The organism is Kluyvera sp. 1366 (genome assembly GCF_054823405.1).
In genome coordinates this window covers 440338-462658 of record NZ_JBTRDW010000003.1, presented here as the reverse complement: position 1 = coordinate 462658, position 22321 = coordinate 440338, and the positions used below count along the sequence as shown (strand labels likewise).

Sequence of the window (22321 nt, the reverse complement as noted above, 5' to 3'; positions counted from 1 at the left end):
AAAATTCAATGGTAGTGAAGTATGTCTCAGGACCAGCCGCACGCGCGGCCGACGTTAAGAAAAGACGGTTTTACCTTTAAGCAATTTTTCGTGGCGCACGATCGCTGTGCGATGAAAGTCGGCACCGATGGCGTGTTAATCGGGGCCTGGGCGCCAGTAGCCGGCGCGCGTCGCATCCTCGATATTGGCTGCGGCAGTGGCTTGATTGCGCTGATGCTGGCGCAACGTACGCCCAATTCGGTAGAGATTGATGCCGTCGAACTGGAAGCCAGCGCAGCGCAGCAGGCGCAGGAAAATATGCAGGCTTCGCCGTGGGCGGATCGCATCCACGTCCACCATCAGGATATTGTCAGCTGGAGCGAACAGTGTGAAAAACGCTTCTCGCTCATCGTCAGTAATCCACCTTTTTTCGCGCCCGGTATGGCAAGCGGCAGTGTCGCGCGCGATACCGCGCGCAGCACCGCCACGCTCGACCATCTGACGCTGCTGCGTTGTGCCGCCCAGTTGATTGAAGGAGAAGGGCTATTTTGCGTGGTGCTGCCGGCTGAAGCTGGCGAAGCATTGATTTCACTGGCGCTGGCGGATGGCTGGCATTTGCGTTATCGCTACGATGTCGCCGCCTATGCGCAGCGCCCGCCGAATCGCGTGGTGTTAGGTTTTTCTCCCTCCGCCGGCGAAACCTTGCTGGAACGTCTCGCCATTCGTGATGAAGATAAAAGCTATTCAGCCGACTGGCTCAGCCTGGTGAAAGACTTTTACCTGTTCCGCTAGCTTCGGGCTGCAGGATGGTCGGTAACGCTTCATCCAGCAGATCGGGATTGTCGAGGGTAAAGTGTAACCCTCGGCTCTCCTTGCGCTCCAGAGCACAGCGCACCATCAGTTCGGCGACCTGCACCAGATTGCGCAGCTCAAGAAGATTGTTAGAGAGGCGGAAGTGCGCGTAGTACTCGTCAATCTCCTGTTGCAGCAAATTAATGCGCCGTAGCGCGCGCTCCAGACGCTTAGTAGTACGTACAATTCCCATGTAATCCCACATGAACAATCGCAGTTCATGCCAGTTATGCTGGATCACTACGCGCTCATCGGCATCATCAACGCGGCTTTCATCCCACGCGGGCAGATGTTCTACCGCCGCGATGTCCGGCAAGCGGGCGATCATATCTTCAGCCGCAGACCAACCGTAAACCAGGCACTCCAGCAGGGAGTTGGACGCCATGCGGTTTGCGCCATGTAAGCCGGTGTAACTCACTTCGCCAATCGCATACAGCCCGTCAACATCTGTACGGCCTTGCTGATCGACCATCACGCCGCCGCAGGTGTAATGCGCGGCTGGCACAATCGGAATCGGCTGTTTAGTAAGATCGAGGCCAAAGGTCAGCAATTTTTCGTAAATCATCGGGAAGTGCGCGCGCACAAAGCTTTCCGGCTGGTGGCTAATGTCGAGATACATGCAATCGACGCCCAGCCGTTTCATCTCATGGTCAATGGCGCGCGCCACAATATCGCGCGGTGCCAGCTCGGCACGCTTATCAAAGTCAGGCATAAAGCGAGTGCCGTCAGGACGCAACAGCCAGGCACCTTCACCGCGCAGCGCTTCAGTCAGCAGGAAGTTTTGCGCCTGCGGATGGAATAAACAGGTGGGATGGAATTGATTAAATTCGAGGTTCGCTACGCGGCAACCGGCGCGCCGCGCCATGGCAATGCCATCGCCAGAGGCCACGTCCGGATTGGTGGTGTACTGATAGACTTTCGCTGCGCCGCCGGTGGCTAACACCACGGCGCGCGCGCGGCAGGTTTCCACCTGTTCACGTTTACGGTTCCAGATCCACGCGCCAACTACGCGGCGCTTGCCGGGCAGGCCAAGCTTATCGGAAAGGATCAAATCCACCGCATTGGTGCGTTCAATAATGCGGATGTTGGGATGGCTCAGCGCCTGGCTTACCAGCGTGGTTTCCACCGCGCGGCCAGTGGCATCGGCGCTATGCAGAATGCGGCGATGGCTGTGCCCGCCTTCGCGCGTGAGGTGGTAACGCGCTTCCCCCTCAGCCTGTGGCTCTTTATCGAAGGCGACGCCGTTATCAATCAGCCACTGCACGCAGTGACGCGCGTTGCTAGCGATAAAGCTCACCGTATCGCGGTCGCACAAGCCGGCGCCCGCAACCAGCGTGTCTTCAACGTGTGATTCGATGCTGTCCGTTTCATCAAACACCGCCGCAATCCCGCCCTGCGCATACAGCGTTGAGCCCTCATTCACCTGCGCTTTACTCAGCACGGTAACCTGATAATGCGGCGCTAAGCGCAGCGCTAACGATAAACCTGCCGCACCGCTGCCGACGATGAGGACATCACACTGATATTCCGGGAGAGAAGTCATGGTGTTTAATTTACTAAACAAAAGGTGGCTTGAGCATAAGCTGTGATGGGGGGGCTGTGAAGTATTTTGAACCAACTGCGCGGAAAAATTATTCAGCGGGTAGAGATAGTAGCGTGAATTCAGTGAGTTAACTCTGAAATTGAGCACAATGTGTTTTTTATATCAAACACTCTGAAAATTCAGGGAATAAAGGTGAAAATGACGGCGTCATAAGGTACTCTGCCAGCGATTATCGGTGCCGCAAAAGACACCACCAGCGTGGCAAGTCGCTACACTGAAAGACAATCAACAACAATGATGTCGTGGTTCCGATACGGAAAATTCTGGTCGTAGTGAACTTCGGGCCAAAGGGCCACTCTAAGCGCATGCTTGCTCAGAATAATGAGATGTGCTGGCAGTTCACTTACGCATAAAAAAGTTTTGGGGAGATATTACCTCGGATGAGCGAGCAGTTAACGGATCAGGTTCTCGTTGAGCGGGTTCAGAAGGGAGATCAAAAGTCCTTTAATTTACTGGTGATTCGATACCAGCATAAAGTGGCGAGCCTGGTTTCACGCTATGTTCCGTCAGGCGATGTGCCTGATGTGGTTCAGGAATCTTTTATTAAAGCGTATCGCGCACTGGAATCGTTCCGTGGCGACAGCGCCTTTTATACATGGCTGTACCGCATTGCGGTAAACACAGCGAAAAATTATCTGGTTGCTCAGGGGCGACGTCCGCCATCCAGTGATGTGGATGCTATCGATGCGGAAAATTTCGAAAGTGCGGGTGCACTGAAAGAAATTTCGAACCCTGAGAACTTAATGTTGTCTGAAGAACTGAAACAAATCGTCTTTCGTACCATTGAGGCGCTTCCCGAAGATCTTCGTATGGCCATCACCCTCAGGGAATTGGATGGTCTGAGTTACGAAGAGATTGCCGTCATCATGGATTGCCCGGTCGGTACCGTACGTTCGCGTATCTTCCGTGCACGAGAGGCTATTGATAATAAAGTTCAACCGCTTATCCAACGTCAGTGATAACGGCTACTGGAAGGGTACCAAGGCATGCAGAAAGAAAAACTTTCCGCTTTAATGGATGGTGAAACTTTAGATAACGAGCTGTTGGCATCGTTGTCGAAGGATGCGGATCTTCAGCACAGCTGGGAAAGCTACCATCTCATTCGCGACACCTTACGCGGTGATATCGGAGAAGTGCTGCATTTTGATATCTCCGCACGTGTGGCGGCGGCCATCGAAAACGAGCCGGCACGCAAAGTCACTTCGCTGATCCCTGAAGCGCAGCCTGAACCGTCACGCTACGAGAAGATGCCGTTCTGGCGTCGTGGTGGCAGCTGGGCGGCACAGCTGACGCAAGTTGGTGTGGCTGCGTGCGTCTCACTGGCGGTGATTGTCGGTGTTCAGCACTACAACAGTTCACCTACCGGCAGCGCAACTGAAGCGTCTGATTCACCGGCATTCAATACCTTGCCGATGATGGGTAAAGCGTCGCCGGTCAGCTTAGGCGTGCCTTCTGAAGCCTTCGACACCAACAGCTCTAATCAGCAGGTGCAGGAACAGCGTCGTCGCGTGAATGCCATGCTGCAGGATTATGAACTGCAACGTCGTCTGCATGCCGATCAGGTTCAGTTTGAGAAAAACGATCCGCAACAGGCTCAGGCTAATGTTCCCGGAAATCAGTCGTTAGGAACTCAGCAGCAGTAATGAAGCAGCTTTGGTGTGCCGTTAGCCTGCTGGCAGGCAGCCTGTTTTGCTCATCTATCGCCTCGGCGCAGACCTCTGCGTCCGGGGCGTTGTTGCAACAGATGGAGCAGGCAAGCCAGAACCTCAACTACGAATTTGCCTACATCAATGTCTCGCGTCTCGGCATTGAATCTCTGCGTTATCGTCACGCGGTTATCGACAATCGTATCTTCGCCCAACTGTTGCAGATGGACGGGCCGCGCCGTGAAGTGATTCAGCGCGGAAACGACATCAGCTATTTCGAGCCGGGATTAGATCCCTTCTCGCTGCCGGGCAATCACATCATCGATGCTTTACCTGGTTTGATGTTCGCCGACTTCTCCCGTTTGGGTGAGGCCTACGATTTCATTCCGGTGGGCCGTTCGCGCATGGCCGATCAGATGTGCGAAGTGGTGCGCATCGTGTCACGTGATGGCACGCGTTACAGCTATGTCGTGTGGCTGGATGTGGACACTAAATTGCCGCTGCGTATCGATCTGCTTGATCGGGACGGTGAAACGCTGGAACAGTTCCGCGTCATCAGCTTTGCCGTCGATGAAGGCGTACGCAATCTGATGCAAGGGCTGGAGAAGGCCAACTTGCCGCCATCGCTGTCGTTACCGGCCGGTGACAAAGTGGAACTCAGCTGGCAGCCAAACTGGCTTCCGGCGGGCATGAAACTGATCTCGCAAAGTCGCCGCGATATCCCGTCGATGAACAAAACTGTCGAATCGCGCCTGTACAGCGATGGCCTGTTTAGCTTCGCCATCAACGTTACGCCAGCAGATAAAAGCAGCAGCGTGCAGGCATTGCGCACTGGACGTCGCACGGTGCAGACAGAAGTGCGCAATAATAACGAAATCACGGTGGTGGGCGAGTTACCGCCAGCCACTGCCAAACGTATTGCGGACAGCATAGATTCGGGTTCACCAAAATGATGAAAGAATGGGCCACCGTGGTGGCGTGGAAAGAAGGCATTGCCACTCTGCACACGGAAGCGAAAACGTCTTGTAACAGCTGCTCGGCGCGTAAAGGCTGCGGCAGCCATGCGCTTAATCAGCTGGGGCCGAAAAATGCCCACGTGATGACTATCGCCAGCGCGGAGCCGTTGCAACCCGGCCAGCGCATTGAGTTAGGCATCCGCGAAAGCAGCCTACTGGGTTCTGCCTTGCTGGTTTACATGACGCCGCTGTTTGGCCTGTTTTTAGTGGCTGGCATCTTCCAGATGCTGTTCGCCAGCGATCTGGCTGCGGCCTGTGGCGCGCTGTTGGGCGGCATTGGCGGCTTTATCGTGGCGAAAGGGGTATCCAAACTTTTCGGCGATCGCGAGGCTTTCCAGCCGGTGATTCTCAGCGTTGCGTTACCGCCTGATGCGTTGCGCGTGGAAAGCGAAGCTTGATCCCCGTCCAGGCCGCGTTTGATGCGGCCTTTCCCAATCAGCTTAACCGCTGAAATCTGTTGCGATTCCCCACAGTTCCATTCTTTAACGCGCGGCGTTAACAGTGTAATATGCGTCGTCATTAATGAGGCCGACAGGGTTCCGGGTTAAGCTCACTTTCCTGAATGTGTTCGTGCTCAAGTTTCCCACTGATTTTCTACGTGAAGATATTCATATAAATGAAGCACATACGAAATTTCTCCATCATCGCTCACATTGACCACGGCAAATCAACGCTCTCTGACCGTTTGATTCAAATTTGTGGTGGCCTGAGCGATCGTGAGATGGCGGCGCAGGTTCTGGATTCCATGGATCTGGAACGCGAGCGCGGCATTACCATCAAAGCGCAGAGCGTGACGCTCGATTACAAAGCGCAGGACGGTGAAACTTACCAGCTCAATTTTATCGATACTCCCGGTCACGTTGACTTCTCGTATGAAGTTTCCCGCTCGCTGGCGGCGTGTGAAGGAGCATTGCTGGTGGTCGATGCAGGGCAGGGCGTTGAAGCTCAGACGCTGGCAAACTGCTACACCGCAATGGAAATGGATCTGGAAGTGGTACCGGTATTGAACAAAATCGACCTGCCTGCCGCCGATCCAGAACGTGTAGCGGAAGAGATTGAAGATATCGTCGGCATTGACGCCACCGATGCGGTGCGTTGCTCGGCGAAAACCGGCGTCGGCGTACCCGACGTGCTGGAACGTCTGGTGCGTGACATCCCGCCGCCAGAAGGCGATCCGGAAGGCCCGCTGCAGGCGCTGATCATCGATTCCTGGTTCGATAACTACCTTGGCGTGGTATCGCTGATTCGTATTAAGAACGGCACGCTGCGTAAAGGTGACAAAGTTAAAGTCATGAGCTCCGGTCAAAGCTACAACGCTGACCGTCTCGGCATCTTCACGCCGAAGCGTGTTGATCGCAACGAGCTGAACTGCGGTGAAGTAGGCTGGCTGGTGTGTGCGATTAAAGACATCCTCGGCGCACCGGTGGGCGATACGCTAACCTTGCAGCGCAATCCGGCGGAGAAAGTGTTGCCTGGCTTCAAGAAAGTGAAGCCACAGGTTTACGCCGGTCTGTTCCCAATCAGTTCTGACGACTATGAAGCGTTCCGTGATGCGCTGGGCAAATTGAGCCTGAACGATGCGTCACTGTTCTACGAGCCAGAGAGCTCAACGGCGCTGGGCTTCGGTTTCCGCATCGGCTTCCTTGGTCTGCTGCACATGGAGATCATTCAGGAACGTCTGGAGCGTGAATACGATCTGGATCTGATCACCACTGCACCAACCGTAGTGTATGAAGTGGAAACCACCGACGGTGAAACTATCTATGTTGATAGCCCGTCGAAGCTGCCACCGCTGAATAATATTGCCGAGCTGCGTGAGCCGATTGCTGAGTGTCACATGCTGCTGCCGCAGGAGTTCCTCGGCAACGTCATTACGCTGTGTATTGAAAAACGTGGCGTGCAAACCAACATGGTTTACCACGGCAAGCAGGTTGCGCTGACGTATGAGATCCCGATGGCGGAAGTGGTTCTTGACTTCTTCGACCGTCTGAAATCAACCTCGCGCGGTTATGCTTCGCTGGATTACAACTTCAAACGTTTCCAGACCTCTGACATGGTGCGTGTCGACGTGATGATTAACTCAGAACGTGTTGATGCGCTGGCGCTGATTACTCACCGTGATAACTCACAATATCGTGGCCGCGACCTGGTGGAGAAGATGAAAGATCTGATCCCACGTCAGCAGTTCGATATTGCGATTCAGGCGGCAATCGGCAACCACATTATCGCTCGCTCAACGGTAAAACAGCTGCGTAAAAACGTCCTGGCGAAATGCTATGGCGGTGACGTGAGCCGTAAGAAGAAACTGTTGCAGAAGCAGAAAGACGGTAAGAAGCGAATGAAGCAGGTCGGCAACGTTGAGCTGCCGCAGGAAGCATTCCTTGCCATTCTGCATGTCGGTAAAGACAGCAAATAAGGATTTTTAATGGCTAACATGTTCGCCCTGGTTTTAGTGATCGCAACGCTGATCACTGGCGTTATCTGGTGTATCGATCGCTTTAAATGGGCACCGGCGCGTCGTGCGAAGCAGGCTGCCGCGCAAGCGCAGGCCGGCAACGCACTCGACAGTAAAACGCTGGCGAAAGTAGCCGCGCAGCCGGGTTGGGTTGAAACCACCGCATCGGTGTTCCCGGTGCTGGCGGTGGTGTTGATCGTGCGTTCGTTTATTTTTGAGCCGTTCCAGATTCCCTCGGGCTCAATGATGCCAACGCTGCTTATTGGTGACTTCATCCTCGTGGAGAAGTTTGCTTACGGTATTAAAGATCCGATTACCCAAACCACACTGATCCCAACTGGCCATCCGCAGCGCGGTGATGTCGCGGTATTCAAATACCCGAAAGATCCCAGCGTGGACTACATCAAGCGCGTGATTGGCTTGCCGGGCGATAAAGTGGTGTTTGATCCTTACAGCAAAACCCTGACCATCAATCCGGGTTGCAGCAGCGGCAGTTGCGACACGGCGCTGCCAGTGACTTACACTAACGTTGAGCCAAGCAACTTCATTCAAACCTTCAGCGGCTTTGATGGCAATGAAACCGGCAACGGCTTCTTCCAGGCGCCGCAGGGCGAAACCATGAAGGGCGGCCTGCGTCTCGGCACCCGCAAAGAGACATTGGGCAACGTAACGCACGATATCTTGCTGGTAAACGAAGCGCAAAGTCAGGCAAGCATGTATTATCAGCAGCCGGGCCAGCCGCAATCGACCTGGATTGTGCCGCAAGGGCAATATTTCATGATGGGTGATAACCGCGATAACAGCGCCGACAGCCGCTACTGGGGCTTTGTGCCCGAGAAGAATCTGGTCGGCAAAGCGGTGGCCATCTGGATGAGCTTCGAGAAACAAGAAGGACAGTGGCCGACCGGCGTGCGCTTTAGCCGCATTGGTGGGATTCACTAATTAGCTTCAAAAAAGGTTGGCCTCTCTTTCGGGAGGCCAGTGCACACGAAACAGACCAGGTTGGAACCTCAGCCCTGTTTCGTATGCAGTGATAGGCGCACAGAACAACTGGAATAGCATGAACCCCATCGTCATTAACAAGCTGCAGCGCAAACTGGGCTACACTTTTACTCATCCGGATTTATTGCAGCAGGCACTGACGCATCGTAGCGCCAGTAGCAAACACAATGAACGTCTTGAATTTCTTGGCGATTCTATTCTCAGCTACGTGATTGCCAATGCGCTCTATCACCGCTTCCCGCGTGTGGATGAAGGCGACATGAGCCGTATGCGTGCCACGCTGGTGCGCGGCAATACGCTGGCGGAGATGGCGCGAGAGTTCGACCTTGGCGAATGTTTACGCCTCGGTCCGGGCGAGCTGAAAAGCGGCGGTTTCCGTCGTGAATCGATCCTCGCGGATACCGTTGAAGCCTTAATTGGCGGCATCTTCCTCGATAGCAGCATTCAAACCGTCGAAAAGTTAATTCTCGACTGGTATCACTCACGACTGGAACAGATCAGTCCGGGCGATAAGCAAAAAGATCCGAAAACGCGCCTGCAGGAGTATTTGCAGGGACGTCATCTGCCGCTGCCGTCGTATTTGGTGGTGCAGGTGCGTGGCGAAGCCCACGATCAGGAATTCACCATTCACTGTCAGGTGAGTGGCATGGCAGAACCGGTGGTGGGCATTGGCTCCAGCCGCCGTAAAGCCGAGCAAGCAGCCGCCGAACAGGCGTTAATTAAGCTTGGCCTCGAATAAATAGTCACATTGCAGCGTCGAAAGCGGCGCTGCCCAAGTCAGGACTCGAATGAGCGAACTCGAAACATATAGCGGCTTTGTCGCGATTGTAGGCCGACCAAACGTCGGTAAATCCACTTTGCTGAACCAGTTGCTGGGGCAGAAAGTGTCGATCACGTCGCGCAAGCCGCAAACCACGCGTCACCGTATTATGGGCATCCACACCGAAGGCGCTTATCAGGCGATCTACGTGGATACGCCAGGGCTGCACATGGAAGAGAAACGGGCGATCAACCGCCTGATGAACCGTGCCGCCAGCAGCTCCATTGGTGACGTTGAGCTGGTGATCTTTGTGGTTGAAGGCACGCGCTGGACACCAGACGACGAGATGGTGCTCAACAAGCTGCGTGATAACAAAGTTCCGGTGGTATTGGCGATCAATAAAGTCGACAACATCCAGGACAAGAGCATTCTGTTACCGCATCTGCAGTTCCTTAGCCAGCAGATGAACTTCCTTGAAATCGTCCCTATCTCAGCGGAAAGCGGCAAAAATGTCGACGCGATTGCGGCGATTGCGCGCAAATGCCTGCCAAAATCTGAGCATCATTTCCCGGAAGATTATGTCACCGACCGCTCGCAGCGCTTTATGGCGTCTGAGATCATCCGTGAAAAGTTAATGCGCTTCCTGGGTGCAGAACTGCCTTACTCCGTTACCGTAGAAATTGAGCAGTTTGTTTCGAACGATCGCGGCGGCTACGACATCAATGGCCTGATCCTTGTTGAGCGCGAAGGCCAGAAGAAAATGGTCATCGGTAATAAAGGCGCCAAGATCAAAACCATCGGCATTGAATCGCGTAAAGACATGGAAGAGATGTTTGAAGCGAAAGTGCATCTCGAACTGTGGGTTAAAGTGAAATCGGGCTGGGCGGACGATGAACGTGCGCTGCGCAGCTTAGGTTACTCTGACGAAGGTTAAGTAATGGAAGGCTGGCAACGCGCCTTTGTGCTGCATAGTCGCCCTTACAGCGAAACCAGCCTACTCCTCGATCTGTTCAGCGAAAGCGAAGGGCGCGTCCGCGTCCTTGCCAAAGGCGCCCGCTCGCGCCGCTCCCAATTAAAAGGTGCACTGCAACCCTTTACGCCACTGCTGGTACGCTGGGGCGGACGCGGTGACGTCAAAACGCTGCGCAATGCCGAAGCCGTTTCGCTGGCATTGCCGCTCAGCGGCATTACGCTCTATTGCGGGCTCTACGTCAACGAGCTGCTGTCGCGCGTGCTGGAGCAGCAAATTCCCTTCTCTGATATGTTCTTTGATTACCTGAATTGCATCCAAACGCTGGCGGCAGGCAACGGCTCGCCTGAACCGGCACTGCGCCGCTTTGAGCTGGCGCTGCTCGGGCATCTCGGTTACGGCGTGGATTTTCTGCACTGTGCCGGCAGCGGCGAAGAGGTGGCTGATGGCATGACCTACAGCTACCGGGAAGAGAAGGGTTTTATCGCCAGTTTGGTGGTCAATCAACGCAGCTTTACCGGCCGCCAGCTGCGTGCGTTGTGGGAGCGCGAATTCCCGGATGCTGATACGCTGCGCGCCGCTAAACGCTTTACGCGTATGGCGCTCAAACCCTATCTTGGCGGCAAGCCGCTGAAGAGTCAGGAACTGTTTCGCCAGTTTGTGCCAAAAAAGAAACCCGATGTGGCAAACGACTAGCGCTGGTCGTACCGCCTGATATATTCAGCGCGGTACACTGCAAACACACTGAACACATTTAAGGATTGTCATGGCTGAGTTGCTGTTAGGCGTCAACATTGACCACATTGCCACCGTACGTAACGCACGTGGTACAAACTATCCCGATCCGGTGCAGGCCGCGTTTGTTGCTGAGCAGGCCGGCGCTGACGGCATTACCGTGCATCTGCGTGAAGATCGCCGTCACATCACCGATCGCGATGTACGCATTTTGCGTGACACCATCCAGACGCGCATGAATCTGGAGATGGCGGTAACGGACGAGATGATCGACATTGCCTGCGAAATCAAGCCGCACTTCGTTTGTCTGGTGCCGGAAAAGCGTCAGGAAGTGACCACCGAAGGCGGGCTGGATGTGGCGGGTCAGCAGGATAAAATCAATGCGGCGGTGCGCCTGTTAAGCGACGCCGGCATTCTGGTGTCACTGTTTATCGATGCCGATCACCGCCAGATTGAAGCGGCGGTTGCCAGTGGCGCGCCTTATATCGAAATTCACACCGGTGCCTATGCCGAAGCGCCCGAAGGTCTCGCGCGCCAGGCTGAGCTGTCGCGCATCCGCAAAGCCGCGACTTTCGCCGCCAGCCTCGGCCTGAAAGTGAATGCCGGCCACGGTTTGACTTACCACAACGTGCAGCCGATTGCTGAATTGCCGGAGATGCATGAGCTGAATATCGGCCATGCGATTATAGGCCGCGCGCTGTTCAGCGGTTTGGCCGATGCGGTCAGCGAAATGAAGCTGCTGATGCGGGAAGCGCGTCGCTAATGGCGATTCTCGGACTCGGCAGCGATATCGTAGAGATCGAGCGCATTGCTGGCGTCATTGAGCGCTCCGGCGACCGTCTGGCGCGTCGCGTATTAAGCGAAGCCGAGTGGCAGCAATATCAGGCGCACCAGCAACCGGTGCGCTTTCTGGCTAAGCGTTTTGCGGTGAAAGAGGCGGCAGCGAAAGCGTTTGGCACCGGCATTCGCGGTGGCCTGGCCTTCAATCAGTTCGAAGTGTACAACGATGCGCTGGGCAAACCGGGATTACGTTTCTTTGAGCAGGCCAGGGTGATTGCCAGCCAGCTCGGCGTGAAGCATGTGCATGTGACGTTAGCAGATGAACGCCATTACGCCTGCGCAACGGTGATTATCGAGAACTAAGGGTGTGCAACACCACAAACTTCTCCCACAGCGCCTCGCGGCTTTCCGGGTGCTGTGGATCGGTAATGATGGTGTTATCAATCGGACAGACGCTTTGGCAGGTCGGCATATCATAATGGCCCACGCACTCGGTGCAGCGGTCGACATCAATTTCATAGATCGCGTCACCTAAGCTGATTGCCTGGTTTGGGCATTCAGGTTCGCACATATCGCAATTGATGCATTTAGTGGTGATGAGCAAGGCCATAGCAGAAGTCCAATAACAGCAGAAAAGGCGCGGCTATTATACGCGCCTGATCTCATCAGACCAGCTTTTTCACCAACGCTTCGCTGTGGCGAATGTGGCTGGAGGCGCGTTCAGGATCGTTTTGTACCAGCGCCATAAACAGCAGATCGGTCAACGCCAGCTGCGCGCTGGTCGACGAGATCGCCGCACTGCGCGTGCTCTGCTCTTCCGCCACGGTGTAGAGGCAAACCGTGGCGCACTGCTGCAGAGCATTCGGCGTAAAGCCGGTAAAGGCCAGCACATCGGCACCGACCTGCGCCGCTTCCTGCGCCGCCAGATTGATTTCGCGACGTTCGCCAGTATAGGAAATCGCCAGCAGCACATCGCCCGGCGCCATCGCTTGCACGCTGGCGAGCAAAGCGTGCATATCCTGCTCCGCCACCGCATTGATGCCGATCTTCATCAGCTTCCACGAAAAATCTTTCGCCACTAAACCGGACGCGCCGATGCCAACCAGCAAAATCCGATTGGCATTTTTCAGCAGCTGCAAGGTTTGCAGCAGCTTCTCTTCGCTATTGATGTCCAGCGTGGCGCGGATCGCCGAGATCTTTTCGGTCAGCAGCTTTTCGCCGACCACTTTCAGCGGATCGTCGCTGAGAATATGGTTATGCACGGTAATCGCATCGCGATCGGCCATCGATTCGCTCAGCGCCAGCTTCAGCGCTGGAAACCCTTTGTAGCCCAGCTTCTGGGCAAACTTCACCACGCTGGACTGGCTAACGCCCGATTCCTCAGCGAGTTTTTGTGAACTGAGATGCCGTGCACGATCCGGCTGCGACAGCAAAAAATCCGCCAGCCGGCGCTCATTTAGCGCCAGTCGAGGGTAGAGCTGACGAATGCGCAGCAATGAACTCATGGTTCGATCCTTAATTCCTTTATCCGCAAACAGCGCGTAAACGCGAAGAATAAACTATTCAAATGGCATTGTAGTCACTGGAATTAAAAATAGCAGCTTTCGCCCTGAACGCCGAAGCTGGCTACACTGTAGTGCAGAAACCACGAAGGATAGAGAAGGAGTGCTGTTTGACAAAGGGTACACAACGACGCGTGGTGTTTTTCGATCTCGATGGCACGCTGCATCAGCAAGACATGTTTGGCACCTTTATGCGCTATCTGCTGCGACGTCAGCCGATCAATCTGCTGCTGGTGGTGCCGCTGTTACCGGTGATTGGTCTTGGCATGCTGATCAAAGGCCGCGCCGCACGCTGGCCAATGAGTTTGTTACTGTGGGCGATTACCTTTGGCCACAGCGAAAAACGTCTGCGCCAGCGTGAGGCGGAATTCGCTGAGTGGTTCCGCCAGCGTGTTACTGCGTTTCCGGTGGTGCAGCAGCGGCTCACCGACTATCTCAGCAGCAGCGATGCCGATGTCTGGCTGATTACCGGTTCGCCGCAGTCGCTGGTGGAGCAAGTCTATTTCGACTCGGCCTTCCTGCCGCGCGTACAGCTGATTGCCAGCCAGATGAAACCGGGCCGCGGCGGACGTTTGCTGTCGATGCGCTGCCTCGGCCATGAAAAGGTGGCACAGCTGGAGGAGAAAATCGGCACGCCGCTGCAACTGTATAGCGGCTACAGCGACAGCAAACAGGACAACCCGCTGCTGTTCTTCTGTCAGCACCGCTGGCGCGTCACGCCGCGCGGTGAGCTGCAACAGCTGGAATAACGCTTCGATTCCGGCAGCAGCATCGCTATAATGCGCCGCCTTTATTGCCCGCAGGAGTTGCCCGGTGAACCCACAAACTGATGAATATTGGATGCGTTATGCGCTGGAACTGGCGAAGCGCGCGTGGGAGCAGGGCGAAGTGCCGGTTGGTGCGGTGCTGGTGCAGGGCGACAAGGTGATTGGCGAGGGCTGGAACCGGCCGATTGGTCAGCACGATCCCACCGCACATGCCGAGATTATGGCGCTGCGTCAGGGCGGCAAAGTACTGGAAAACTATCGTCTGCTGGATACCACGCTGTACGTCACGCTGGAACCCTGCGTGATGTGCGCCGGTGCGATGGTGCATGGCCGCATCACGCGGCTGGTGTACGGCGCTAAAGATGAGAAAACCGGCGCGGCCGGTTCACTGCTGGATGTGATTGGTCATCCCGGCATGAATCACCAAATTCAGATTGATTGCGGTGTGCTGGCGGAAGAGTGTGCCGGGATGCTGAGTGACTTTTTCCGCATGCGTCGCGAGCAGAAGAAGGCGCTGCGTCAGGCGCAGCGCACCGGTTAATTCATCGCAATTTTCGGTTCGACCGCCGGGTAACCGGCGCCTAACTCCGCTTCCAGTGCCGACTGCTGCGCTAAACGCTTCTCCTGTTCCTGCAAATATCCTACCAAACTGATCTGATATTTACGGATATTCTCCACGTAGTTATAAGCTTCGTGGCCGCGCGCGTAGCCGTAGGTGGTTTGCGTGTAATAGCGCTTCTGGCTCAACATCGGCAAACGCAGCTTCACGTCGGCCCAGCTGTCGGGATTGCCGCCCTGTTTCGCCGTCAGCTTGCGTACGTCCAGCATGTGCGCATAGCCCATGTTATATGCCGCCAGCGCGAACCAGATACGTTCATCTTCAGGAATCGTTTCCGGGACTTTCTCCATCATGCGCTTGAGATATTCGCTGCCGCCGCGAATGCTCTGTTCGGGATCGAGGCGATCGTTGACGTCAAGGCTGTCGGCGGTATTACGCGTCAACATCATCATGCCGCGCACGCCGGTTGGCGATGTGGCCTGCGGATTCCAGTGCGACTCCTGATAAGAGATCGCCGCCAGTAAACGCCAATCCATGCTGGCGGAATATTTCTCAAACAGCGGTTTGATATCCGGCAGCGTGTTATCAATGGCGCGCAGGAAGGTGCGGGTATCAACGTAATCGAAGGTGCCAACGTGGCCGAGATACTTCTCTTCCAGCCGCGCCATCGTGCCTTCCTCGCCCATCTGGCTGTAGAAGTCGAGCATCGCCGCACTCAGGCTGTCGTCTTCGTTACGCGGTAAATACCAGGTGACCGGCTCTTCGTCAGTCACATCAAACGCCACCGCCAGCTGCGGATGAATGCGCTGCAGCAGGCCGATGGTGACCGAATCGCCCACCGTGTAATCGAGTTTGCCGTCAGCAACCGCTTCAAGCAGCGCTTTCTGACCCTGATCGGTGGAGATCGCCCAGTCGAGATCGGGATAGCTGTCAGCTTTGGCGGAACGTAAAGTTGACAGATATGCCGAACCGGACTGCACAATCAGGCGGCCTTTGAGATCGCCGAGATTCTTCGGACGAGGCTTATCGATGCGGTACACCAGCTGCTGGGACACCGAATAGTAGCTCGGGCCACTTTGGTAGTGTGCGAGGCGCTCGCTGTTGTAGATCAAGCCGGCCGCCAGCAAATCCGCTTTACCGTCATCGAGGTCGTCAAACAGATCGCCGAGATTAGGACGCACCTCAACTTCCAGTTTTACGCCAAGGTAATCGGCGAAGCGCTTCGCCAGCTCGTAATCCATACCGGCTGGTGCATTGTTAATGGTGTAGTAAGTCAGCGGAGAGTTAACGGTACTGATGCGCAGCACTCCGCGTGATTTGATCTGTGATAGCGCGTCTGTTCCGCCCCCGTACCACGGGATTGAAGGCCACAATGCTAGCGCAAGTAGCACGGTGATCAGACCGATAAACAGATAGTTTATTTTTAGGCGTTTCAAATAGTTGTCTCGTAATGGCTCACAGGCCTCTGTCTTTTAAAGGCAGTATTTATGTTGTTTTAACTCCCAGAGCGAGGGGCATTTTGCGCAACAAAAAGGGGCAGGGCAACTTTTATAGCAAGAATTGTGCAAAATTCAGCCAAACGCCAGGCGCCAGAATTTATGCGCAAACGGTTTCGTAACCCGAGCTGTTTCTCTATAATACCGCCCGTTTTCCCCTGTTGCGCCCAATGAAGCGTCGCCCGGCACTTCAAAGACGAGAGATCTTTAATGATGGAAATTCTGCGTGGTTCGCCCGCTCTGTCGGCATTTCGTGTAAACAAACTGCTGACCCGCTTTCAGGACGCTCACCTTCCGGTGAGTGATATTTACGCCGAGTACGTCCATTTTGCCGATGTTAGTGCACCGCTCAGCGCGGATGAGCAAGCCCGCCTGCAACGCCTGCTGAAATACGGTCCTTCTCTCGCCGAACACGCGCCACAAGGGCGTCTGTTGCTGGTAACGCCGCGTCCCGGCACCATCTCACCGTGGTCATCGAAAGCCACCGACATCGCCCATAACTGCGATCTGCCACAGGTATTGCGTCTTGAGCGCGGTATGGCCTTCTATGTGCAGGCACCTGAGCTGACGGAAGCACAGTGGCAGCAGCTGGCGAGCCTGCTGCATGACCGCATGATGGAAACGGTGTTCGCTGATCTCAACGATGCGCAGCAGCTGTTTGCTCACCATCAGCCGCAGCCGCTGAAAAGCGTTGACGTGCTGGGCGCAGGCCGCCGCGCGCTGGAGCAGGCCAACACCACGCTGGGCCTGGCGCTGGCTGATGATGAGATCGATTACCTGCTTGATGCCTTTACTAAGCTGGGCCGCAATCCAAACGACATCGAGCTTTACATGTTTGCGCAGGCAAACTCCGAGCACTGTCGTCACAAGATCTTCAATGCCGACTGGATTATCGACGGCGAAAAGCAGCCGAAGTCGCTATTTAAAATGATTAAAAACACCTTTGAACACAATCCTGAGCACGTGCTGTCTGCCTATAAAGACAACGCTGCGGTAATGGAAGGTTCTGAGGTTGGCCGCTTCTACGCCGATGCGCAGAAGGGCGAATATGAATTCCATCAGGAAGCCGCACATATCCTGATGAAAGTCGAAACCCATAACCACCCAACCGCCATTTCACCATGGCCGGGTGCCGCGACCGGTTCTGGTGGCGAAATCCGTGATGAAGGCGCAACCGGACGTGGCGCGAAGCCCAAAGCCGGTCTGGTCGGTTTCTCGGTATCGAACCTGCGTATTCCAGGCTTTGAACAGCCGTGGGAAGAGGATTTCGGTAAGCCGGATCGCATCGTCACCGCGCTGGATATCATGACCGAAGGTCCACTGGGCGGCGCGGCGTTCAACAACGAATTTGGTCGTCCAGCCCTCAACGGCTACTTCCGTACCTACGAAGAGCGCGTCAACAGCCACAATGGCGTGGAGCTGCGCGGCTATCACAAGCCCATCATGCTAGCGGGCGGCATCGGTAACATCCGTGCCGATCACGTGCAGAAAGGCGAGATCGTGGTCGGCGCCAAGCTGATCGTGCTGGGTGGCCCGGCTATGAACATCGGTCTGGGTGGTGGCGCGGCATCGTCAATGGCATCAGGCCAATCGGATGCCGATCTCGACTTTGCGTCAGTACAGCGCGACAACCCAGAGATGGAACGTCGTTGCCAGGAAGTGATCGACCGCTGCTGGCAGCTGGGCGAAGCCAACCCGATTCTGTTCATCCACGACGTCGGCGCGGGCGGCCTTTCGAACGCCATGCCAGAGCTGGTGAGCGACGGTAATCGTGGCGGTAACTTCAACCTGCGCGACATCCTAAGCGATGAGCCAGGCATGAGTCCGCTGGAAGTATGGTGTAACGAGTCGCAGGAACGTTATGTGCTGGCGGTCGCGCCGGAGAAACTGGCGCTGTTTGACGAGCTGTGTCAGCGTGAACGCGCGCCTTATGCGGTCATCGGTGAAGCCACCGAAGAGCTGCATCTGAACCTCGCCGACAGCCATTTCGACAACAAGCCAATCGACATGCCGCTCGACGTACTGCTGGGCAAAACACCGAAGATGACGCGTGATGTTGCCAGCCAGCAGGCCAACGGCGAAGCGCTGCAGCGTGACGGGATTAGCGTAGCGGATGCGGTGAATCGCGTGCTGCACCTGCCGACCGTGGCGGAAAAAACCTTCCTGATCACCATTGGTGACCGCAGCGTAACCGGCATGGTGGCGCGCGATCAGATGGTAGGACCGTGGCAGATTCCGGTCGCGAACTGCGCCGTCACCACCGCCAGCCTCGATAGCTATCACGGTGAAGCCTTCTCGCTTGGTGAACGTGCACCCGTCGCATTGCTCGACTTCGCGGCTTCAGGTCGCCTCGCCGTCGGTGAAGCGCTGACCAACATCGCCGCAACCTCCATTGGTTCGCTGCAACGCGTTAAGCTCTCTGCGAACTGGATGGCCGCCGCCGGTCATCCAGGCGAAGACGCGGGCTTGTACGCGGCGGTTAAAGCGGTCGGCGAAGAGTTGTGTCCCGCGCTGGGTATCACCATTCCGGTGGGCAAAGACTCGATGTCGATGAAAACCCGCTGGCAGCAAGGTACTGAGCAGCGCGAAATGACCTCGCCGCTGTCGCTGGTGATCACCGCCTTTGCGCGCGTGGAAGATGTGCGTCGCACCGTGACGCCGCAGCTGCAGGCGGATCAAGACAACCTGCTGCTGCTGGTGGATCTCGGCAACGGCGCGAACACCCTTGGCGCGACTGCGCTGTCGCAGGTTTATCGTCAGCTGGGCGATAAGCCTGCCGACGTGCGTGATGCTACGCAGCTGGCGGGCTTCTTCAACGCCATTCAGGCGCTGGTGGCCGAGCAGAAACTGCTGGCTTACCACGACCGTTCTGACGGCGGCCTGCTGGTCACGCTGGCGGAGATGGCCTTCACCGGTCACTGCGGTATCGAAGCCGATATTGCCGCGTTGGGCAGCGATGCGTTAGCCGCATTGTTCACCGAAGAGCTGGGCGCGGTGCTGCAGATCAACGCAGCGGATCATGCAGCCGTCGAGAAGGTGTTCGCTGACCACGGTCTGAGCGCTAACCTGCACGTGATTGGTAAAGCCCTGCCAGGCGATCGCTTCGTGATCCGCTCTGGCGACAGCGCGGTGTACAGCGAAAGCCGTAGCACGCTGCGTACCTGGTGGGCAGAAACCACCTGGCAGATGCAGCGTCTGCGTGATAACCCAGCCTGTGCCGACCAGGAGCATGAAGCTAAGAAAGACGATAACGACCCAGGTCTGAACGTCCATCTGACCTTCAAGCCAGAAGAAGATGTTGCGGCACCGATGATTGCGACGGGCGCACGTCCGCGTGTGGCAGTGCTGCGTGAGCAGGGCGTTAACTCACACGTAGAGATGGCCGCCGCCTTCCATCGTGCGGGCTTTACTGCAGTTGACGTGCATATGAGCGATCTGCTGGCGGGCCGTCGCGGTCTGGAAGAGTTCCAGGCGCTGGTCGCCTGCGGTGGCTTCTCGTACGGTGACGTGCTGGGCGCGGGTGAAGGCTGGGCGAAATCCATCCTGTTCAACGGTCGCGTGCGTGATGAGTTCGAAAACTTCTTCCATCGTCCACAAACGCTGGCACTTGGCGTGTGTAACGGTTGTCAGATGATGTCGAACCTGCGCGAGCTGATTCCGGGAAGCGAGCTGTGGCCACGCTTTGTGCGCAACCAGTCCGAGCGTTTCGAAGCGCGTTTCAGCCTGGTTGAAGTAGCGGCGAGCCCATCGCTGCTGCTGGATGGCATGGTCGGATCGCATATGCCAATCGCGGTATCGCACGGTGAAGGTTATGTCGAAGTGCGTGACGGCGCGCATCTGGCACAGCTGGAGAGCAAAGGTTTGGTGGCGCTGCGCTTCGTCGATAACTTCGGCAAAGTGACAGAAAGCTATCCGGCTAACCCGAACGGATCGCCTAACGGCATCACTGCGGTAACCAACGAGAGCGGACGCGTCACCATTATGATGCCGCACCCAGAGCGTGTGTTCCGTACCGTGAGCAACTCCTGGCATCCGGCAGAGTGGGGCGAAGACAGCCCGTGGATGCGTATCTTCCGCAACGCGCGTAAGCAGTTGGGATAACAAAACAAAGGCCGCTAAACAGCGGCCTTTTTTATTCTGCGCGTTTTGCAGGTCCGCCATTCATGGCGACCTTACTAAAATCCGCATAATCTCTAAACTGTCGGAAAATAACGACAATCCCGCCAATACGTTGTCGTCAAAAGGTGACATTTAACTGATTGATTTATATAGCAAGTAAATTACCACGACAAACACGTTGCTAATCAGCGACACTTTTCACAGACCGTCCGGTCCGCTTTTCTCTGGGAGAGTGCTTCGTCTCTGGCATTCCTCTGATAATAAACGCTATTTATTTATTGGCACGATACTTGCTATACTCCCTACGTGGCTCATTCACCTGTTTATGATTGCCCCGCTTCAGCGGCTGAGCTCATAAAAACCGAATGACGCACCAAACGGAGCCTGTCGTCCACCTCACCGATAATCGTTTGCTTTGCAACGTTATCAAACATCGGACGCAACGTTGAGTTAGGCTCCACCTATTTTGCAAGCGATGCTGCGGCGTCGCTCTCACGGCAGGCCAAAAGGCCTGCCGTTTTCATATCTGGCCTTTCTTCCGTTTTGATACTTCGCTAGCATGCCTGCAGCTCACATTTAAGGAAGCGCGGTTGTGATGAAATGGCGTCTGTTTCCCCGATCCCTGCGGCAGTTAGTGTTAATGGCTTTCCTGCTGGTACTGCTACCGTTACTGGTGCTGGCGTGGCAAGCGTGGGAAAGTCTTTCGGCGTTAAGCAACCAGGCGGCGGATACCAACCGCAATACCTTTACCGATGTGCGTCGCAGCGAAGCGATGGCGCGTACCGCGCTGGAGCTGGAGCGCAGCTACCGCCAATATTGCGTGCTCGGCGATGCGTCGCTGGCGAAGCTGTATCAAACGCAGTGGACGCGCTACGGCCAAATGCTCAGCAGTCACGCTGCCAGTTTGCCCGATCTGCCTTCCTTCAAAGTGCTGCAAACCACCTTGCCTTCGCTGCAGCAACTGCAGTGCGATAACGGCAATCCTGAGGCGCAAGCCGCCAGCGCGCTGGAGCGTTTTTCCGATACCAACACGCAAATGGTGCAGGCAACGCGTGAAGTGGTATTTTCGCGCGGCTTACAGCTGCAGCGTGAAATCGCCGATCGCGGTCAGTTTTTTGGCTGGCAGGCGCTGATTCTGTTCCTGATTAGCCTGGTGCTGGTTTTGCTGTTCACGGGGATGATCATCGGTCCGGTGAAGCGGGTTGAACGCATGATTAATCGATTGGGCGAAGGTAAGGCGCTGGGCGATAGCGGCAGTTTCCGTGGTCCGCGTGAGATCCGTTCGTTGGGGCAGCGCATCGTCTGGCTGAGTGAGCGGTTAAGCTGGCTGGAAGAGCAGCGCCACGAATTTTTGCGCCACCTGTCGCATGAGCTGAAAACGCCGCTTGCCAGTCTGCGTGAAGGCACAGAACTGCTGGCCGATCAGGTCGCTGGACCACTGAATGCCGAGCAGCAGGAAGTGGTGGCGATTCTCGATACCAGCAGCCGTCATTTACAGCGGCTAATTGAGCAGTTGCTCGATTACAACCGCAAGCTGGCCGATGGACCGATGGCGCTGAAGCCCGTGGCGCTAAATGAGATCATTGATTCGGTGGTAAAAGTGCACTCGTTGCCAGCCAATGCGCGTGAGATGACCACCCACGTTGATCTGCAAGTGCATCATTGTCTGGCGGAAGCGACGCTGCTGCAGCGGGTGATCGATAACCTCTATTCGAACGCCGTGAACTACGGCAGTGAATCCGGTAACATCTGGCTGCAGAGCCAGCAGAAGGGCAACCAGGTGTGGATTGAGGTGGCAAACACCGGCACACCGATTCCGGCTGAAGAGCAGGCGATGATTTTTGAGCCCTTTTATCAGGGCAGCCAACAGCGCAAAGGGCCGGTCAAAGGCAGCGGGCTGGGCTTAAGCATCGCCAAAGATTGCCTGCGCAGGATGCACGGCGATCTGCAGTTGGTAACGCGCAAGGATGCGGATGTCTGTTTTCGTATCATTCTGACGACCAGCGCCGGGAATGCCTGA

General features: G+C 55.8%; 20 protein-coding genes. 16 read left to right on the top strand and 4 right to left on the bottom strand.

The annotated features are described in order from the left end of the window. The first annotated feature begins 21 nt into the window (after positions 1-21). A complete protein-coding gene (trmN, locus tag ACVLVH_RS08935; RefSeq protein ID WP_498949214.1) occupies positions 22-771 on the top strand; it encodes a tRNA(1)(Val) (adenine(37)-N(6))-methyltransferase TrmN in 750 nt (249 codons plus the stop codon). On the opposite strand, the gene nadB is transcribed toward trmN, so the two are convergent. Next, entirely contained in the window at positions 737-2374 is a 1638-nt protein-coding gene (gene nadB, locus ACVLVH_RS08930) for an L-aspartate oxidase (RefSeq protein ID WP_498949213.1), read from the bottom strand. The genes trmN and nadB overlap by 35 nt on opposite strands. Positions 2375-2814: 440 nt before the next feature. On the opposite strand from nadB, the gene rpoE reads away from it, so the two are divergent. From rpoE to acpS, 11 genes are all read left to right on the top strand, one after another. After that, complete coding sequence (rpoE, locus tag ACVLVH_RS08925) at positions 2815-3393, top strand: RNA polymerase sigma factor RpoE (RefSeq protein ID WP_007886161.1); 579 nt, start codon at positions 2815-2817, stop codon at positions 3391-3393. Between the two features lie 27 nt (positions 3394-3420). Then, the gene (gene rseA / locus ACVLVH_RS08920; protein ID WP_101763456.1) at positions 3421-4077 is read left to right on the top strand and encodes an anti-sigma-E factor RseA; all 657 of its coding nucleotides are present in this window, start codon (positions 3421-3423) and stop codon (positions 4075-4077) included. Continuing rightward, complete coding sequence (rseB, locus tag ACVLVH_RS08915; RefSeq protein ID WP_110868278.1) at positions 4077-5033, top strand: sigma-E factor regulatory protein RseB; 957 nt, start codon at positions 4077-4079, stop codon at positions 5031-5033. The genes rseA and rseB overlap by 1 nt, the downstream gene beginning before the upstream one ends. Next, entirely contained in the window at positions 5030-5494 is a 465-nt protein-coding gene (gene rseC / locus ACVLVH_RS08910; RefSeq protein ID WP_061718009.1) for a SoxR-reducing system protein RseC, read from the top strand. The genes rseB and rseC overlap by 4 nt, the downstream gene beginning before the upstream one ends. Before the next feature lie 218 nt (positions 5495-5712). Continuing rightward, positions 5713-7512, top strand: coding sequence for a translation elongation factor 4 (gene lepA, locus ACVLVH_RS08905; RefSeq protein ID WP_101763458.1), 1800 nt, complete (start codon positions 5713-5715; stop codon positions 7510-7512). A gap of 9 nt (positions 7513-7521) precedes the next feature. After that, a complete protein-coding gene (gene lepB / locus ACVLVH_RS08900; protein ID WP_101763459.1) occupies positions 7522-8493 on the top strand; it encodes a signal peptidase I in 972 nt (323 codons plus the stop codon). Positions 8494-8611: 118 nt separating this feature from the next. Continuing rightward, positions 8612-9292 carry a ribonuclease III gene (rnc, locus tag ACVLVH_RS08895; protein WP_036620136.1) on the top strand — a complete coding sequence of 227 codons (681 nt, stop codon included), beginning with the start codon at positions 8612-8614 and terminating at the stop codon, positions 9290-9292. 49 nt (positions 9293-9341) lie between these two features. Further along, positions 9342-10247 (top strand): GTPase Era, encoded by a 906-nt coding sequence (era, locus tag ACVLVH_RS08890; RefSeq protein WP_008101512.1) that lies wholly within the window; start codon positions 9342-9344, stop codon positions 10245-10247. A gap of 3 nt (positions 10248-10250) precedes the next feature. After that, on the top strand, positions 10251-10979 hold the full coding sequence (recO, locus tag ACVLVH_RS08885; RefSeq protein WP_008101510.1) for a DNA repair protein RecO: 729 nt from the start codon (positions 10251-10253) through the stop codon (positions 10977-10979). A gap of 70 nt (positions 10980-11049) precedes the next feature. Further along, the gene (pdxJ, locus tag ACVLVH_RS08880; protein ID WP_210081456.1) at positions 11050-11781 is read left to right on the top strand and encodes a pyridoxine 5'-phosphate synthase; all 732 of its coding nucleotides are present in this window, start codon (positions 11050-11052) and stop codon (positions 11779-11781) included. Continuing rightward, a complete protein-coding gene (acpS, locus tag ACVLVH_RS08875) occupies positions 11781-12161 on the top strand; it encodes a holo-ACP synthase (protein ID WP_101763460.1) in 381 nt (126 codons plus the stop codon). Before pdxJ ends, acpS begins: the two co-directional genes overlap by 1 nt. On the opposite strand, the gene ACVLVH_RS08870 is transcribed toward acpS, so the two are convergent. Both ACVLVH_RS08870 and ACVLVH_RS08865 read right to left on the bottom strand, forming a co-directional pair. Beyond that, positions 12148-12408 (bottom strand): YfhL family 4Fe-4S dicluster ferredoxin, encoded by a 261-nt coding sequence (locus ACVLVH_RS08870; RefSeq protein WP_312464131.1) that lies wholly within the window; start codon positions 12406-12408, stop codon positions 12148-12150. The two genes, acpS and ACVLVH_RS08870, sit on opposite strands and share 14 nt — an antisense overlap. A 55-nt stretch (positions 12409-12463) precedes the next feature. After that, positions 12464-13303, bottom strand: a complete 840-nt coding sequence (locus tag ACVLVH_RS08865; RefSeq protein WP_101763462.1) for a MurR/RpiR family transcriptional regulator — start codon at positions 13301-13303, stop codon at positions 12464-12466. A gap of 167 nt (positions 13304-13470) precedes the next feature. Here ACVLVH_RS08865 and yfhb point away from each other — a divergent pair, with 167 nt between their 5' ends. Together yfhb and tadA are read left to right on the top strand one after the other, a co-directional pair. Beyond that, positions 13471-14109, top strand: a complete 639-nt coding sequence (yfhb, locus tag ACVLVH_RS08860; RefSeq protein ID WP_192232985.1) for a phosphatidylglycerophosphatase C — start codon at positions 13471-13473, stop codon at positions 14107-14109. A gap of 64 nt (positions 14110-14173) precedes the next feature. Then, entirely contained in the window at positions 14174-14668 is a 495-nt protein-coding gene (tadA, locus tag ACVLVH_RS08855) for a tRNA adenosine(34) deaminase TadA (protein WP_192411380.1), read from the top strand. On the opposite strand, the gene mltF is transcribed toward tadA, so the two are convergent. Beyond that, positions 14665-16122 carry a membrane-bound lytic murein transglycosylase MltF gene (gene mltF, locus ACVLVH_RS08850; protein ID WP_110868275.1) on the bottom strand — a complete coding sequence of 486 codons (1458 nt, stop codon included), beginning with the start codon at positions 16120-16122 and terminating at the stop codon, positions 14665-14667. The two genes, tadA and mltF, sit on opposite strands and share 4 nt — an antisense overlap. 270 nt (positions 16123-16392) lie before the next feature. Between mltF and purL the strand changes: the two genes are divergently transcribed. Continuing rightward, positions 16393-20283, top strand: a complete 3891-nt coding sequence (purL, locus tag ACVLVH_RS08845; RefSeq protein WP_498949209.1) for a phosphoribosylformylglycinamidine synthase — start codon at positions 16393-16395, stop codon at positions 20281-20283. A 610-nt stretch (positions 20284-20893) separates the two neighbouring features. Continuing rightward, positions 20894-22321, top strand: coding sequence for a sensor histidine kinase (locus ACVLVH_RS08840; RefSeq protein ID WP_101763467.1), 1428 nt, complete (start codon positions 20894-20896; stop codon positions 22319-22321).

Coding starts and splice junctions, on each gene's coding strand:
- trmN (WP_498949214.1), top strand. CDS start 22: ATGTCTCAGGACCAGCCGCACGCGCGGCCGACGTTAAGAAAAGACGGT.
- nadB (WP_498949213.1), bottom strand. CDS start 2,374: ATGACTTCTCTCCCGGAATATCAGTGTGATGTCCTCATCGTCGGCAGC.
- rpoE (WP_007886161.1), top strand. CDS start 2,815: ATGAGCGAGCAGTTAACGGATCAGGTTCTCGTTGAGCGGGTTCAGAAG.
- rseA (WP_101763456.1), top strand. CDS start 3,421: ATGCAGAAAGAAAAACTTTCCGCTTTAATGGATGGTGAAACTTTAGAT.
- rseB (WP_110868278.1), top strand. CDS start 4,077: ATGAAGCAGCTTTGGTGTGCCGTTAGCCTGCTGGCAGGCAGCCTGTTT.
- rseC (WP_061718009.1), top strand. CDS start 5,030: ATGATGAAAGAATGGGCCACCGTGGTGGCGTGGAAAGAAGGCATTGCC.
- lepA (WP_101763458.1), top strand. CDS start 5,713: ATGAAGCACATACGAAATTTCTCCATCATCGCTCACATTGACCACGGC.
- lepB (WP_101763459.1), top strand. CDS start 7,522: ATGGCTAACATGTTCGCCCTGGTTTTAGTGATCGCAACGCTGATCACT.
- rnc (WP_036620136.1), top strand. CDS start 8,612: ATGAACCCCATCGTCATTAACAAGCTGCAGCGCAAACTGGGCTACACT.
- era (WP_008101512.1), top strand. CDS start 9,342: ATGAGCGAACTCGAAACATATAGCGGCTTTGTCGCGATTGTAGGCCGA.
- recO (WP_008101510.1), top strand. CDS start 10,251: ATGGAAGGCTGGCAACGCGCCTTTGTGCTGCATAGTCGCCCTTACAGC.
- pdxJ (WP_210081456.1), top strand. CDS start 11,050: ATGGCTGAGTTGCTGTTAGGCGTCAACATTGACCACATTGCCACCGTA.
- acpS (WP_101763460.1), top strand. CDS start 11,781: ATGGCGATTCTCGGACTCGGCAGCGATATCGTAGAGATCGAGCGCATT.
- ACVLVH_RS08870 (WP_312464131.1), bottom strand. CDS start 12,408: ATGGCCTTGCTCATCACCACTAAATGCATCAATTGCGATATGTGCGAA.
- ACVLVH_RS08865 (WP_101763462.1), bottom strand. CDS start 13,303: ATGAGTTCATTGCTGCGCATTCGTCAGCTCTACCCTCGACTGGCGCTA.
- purL (WP_498949209.1), top strand. CDS start 16,393: ATGATGGAAATTCTGCGTGGTTCGCCCGCTCTGTCGGCATTTCGTGTA.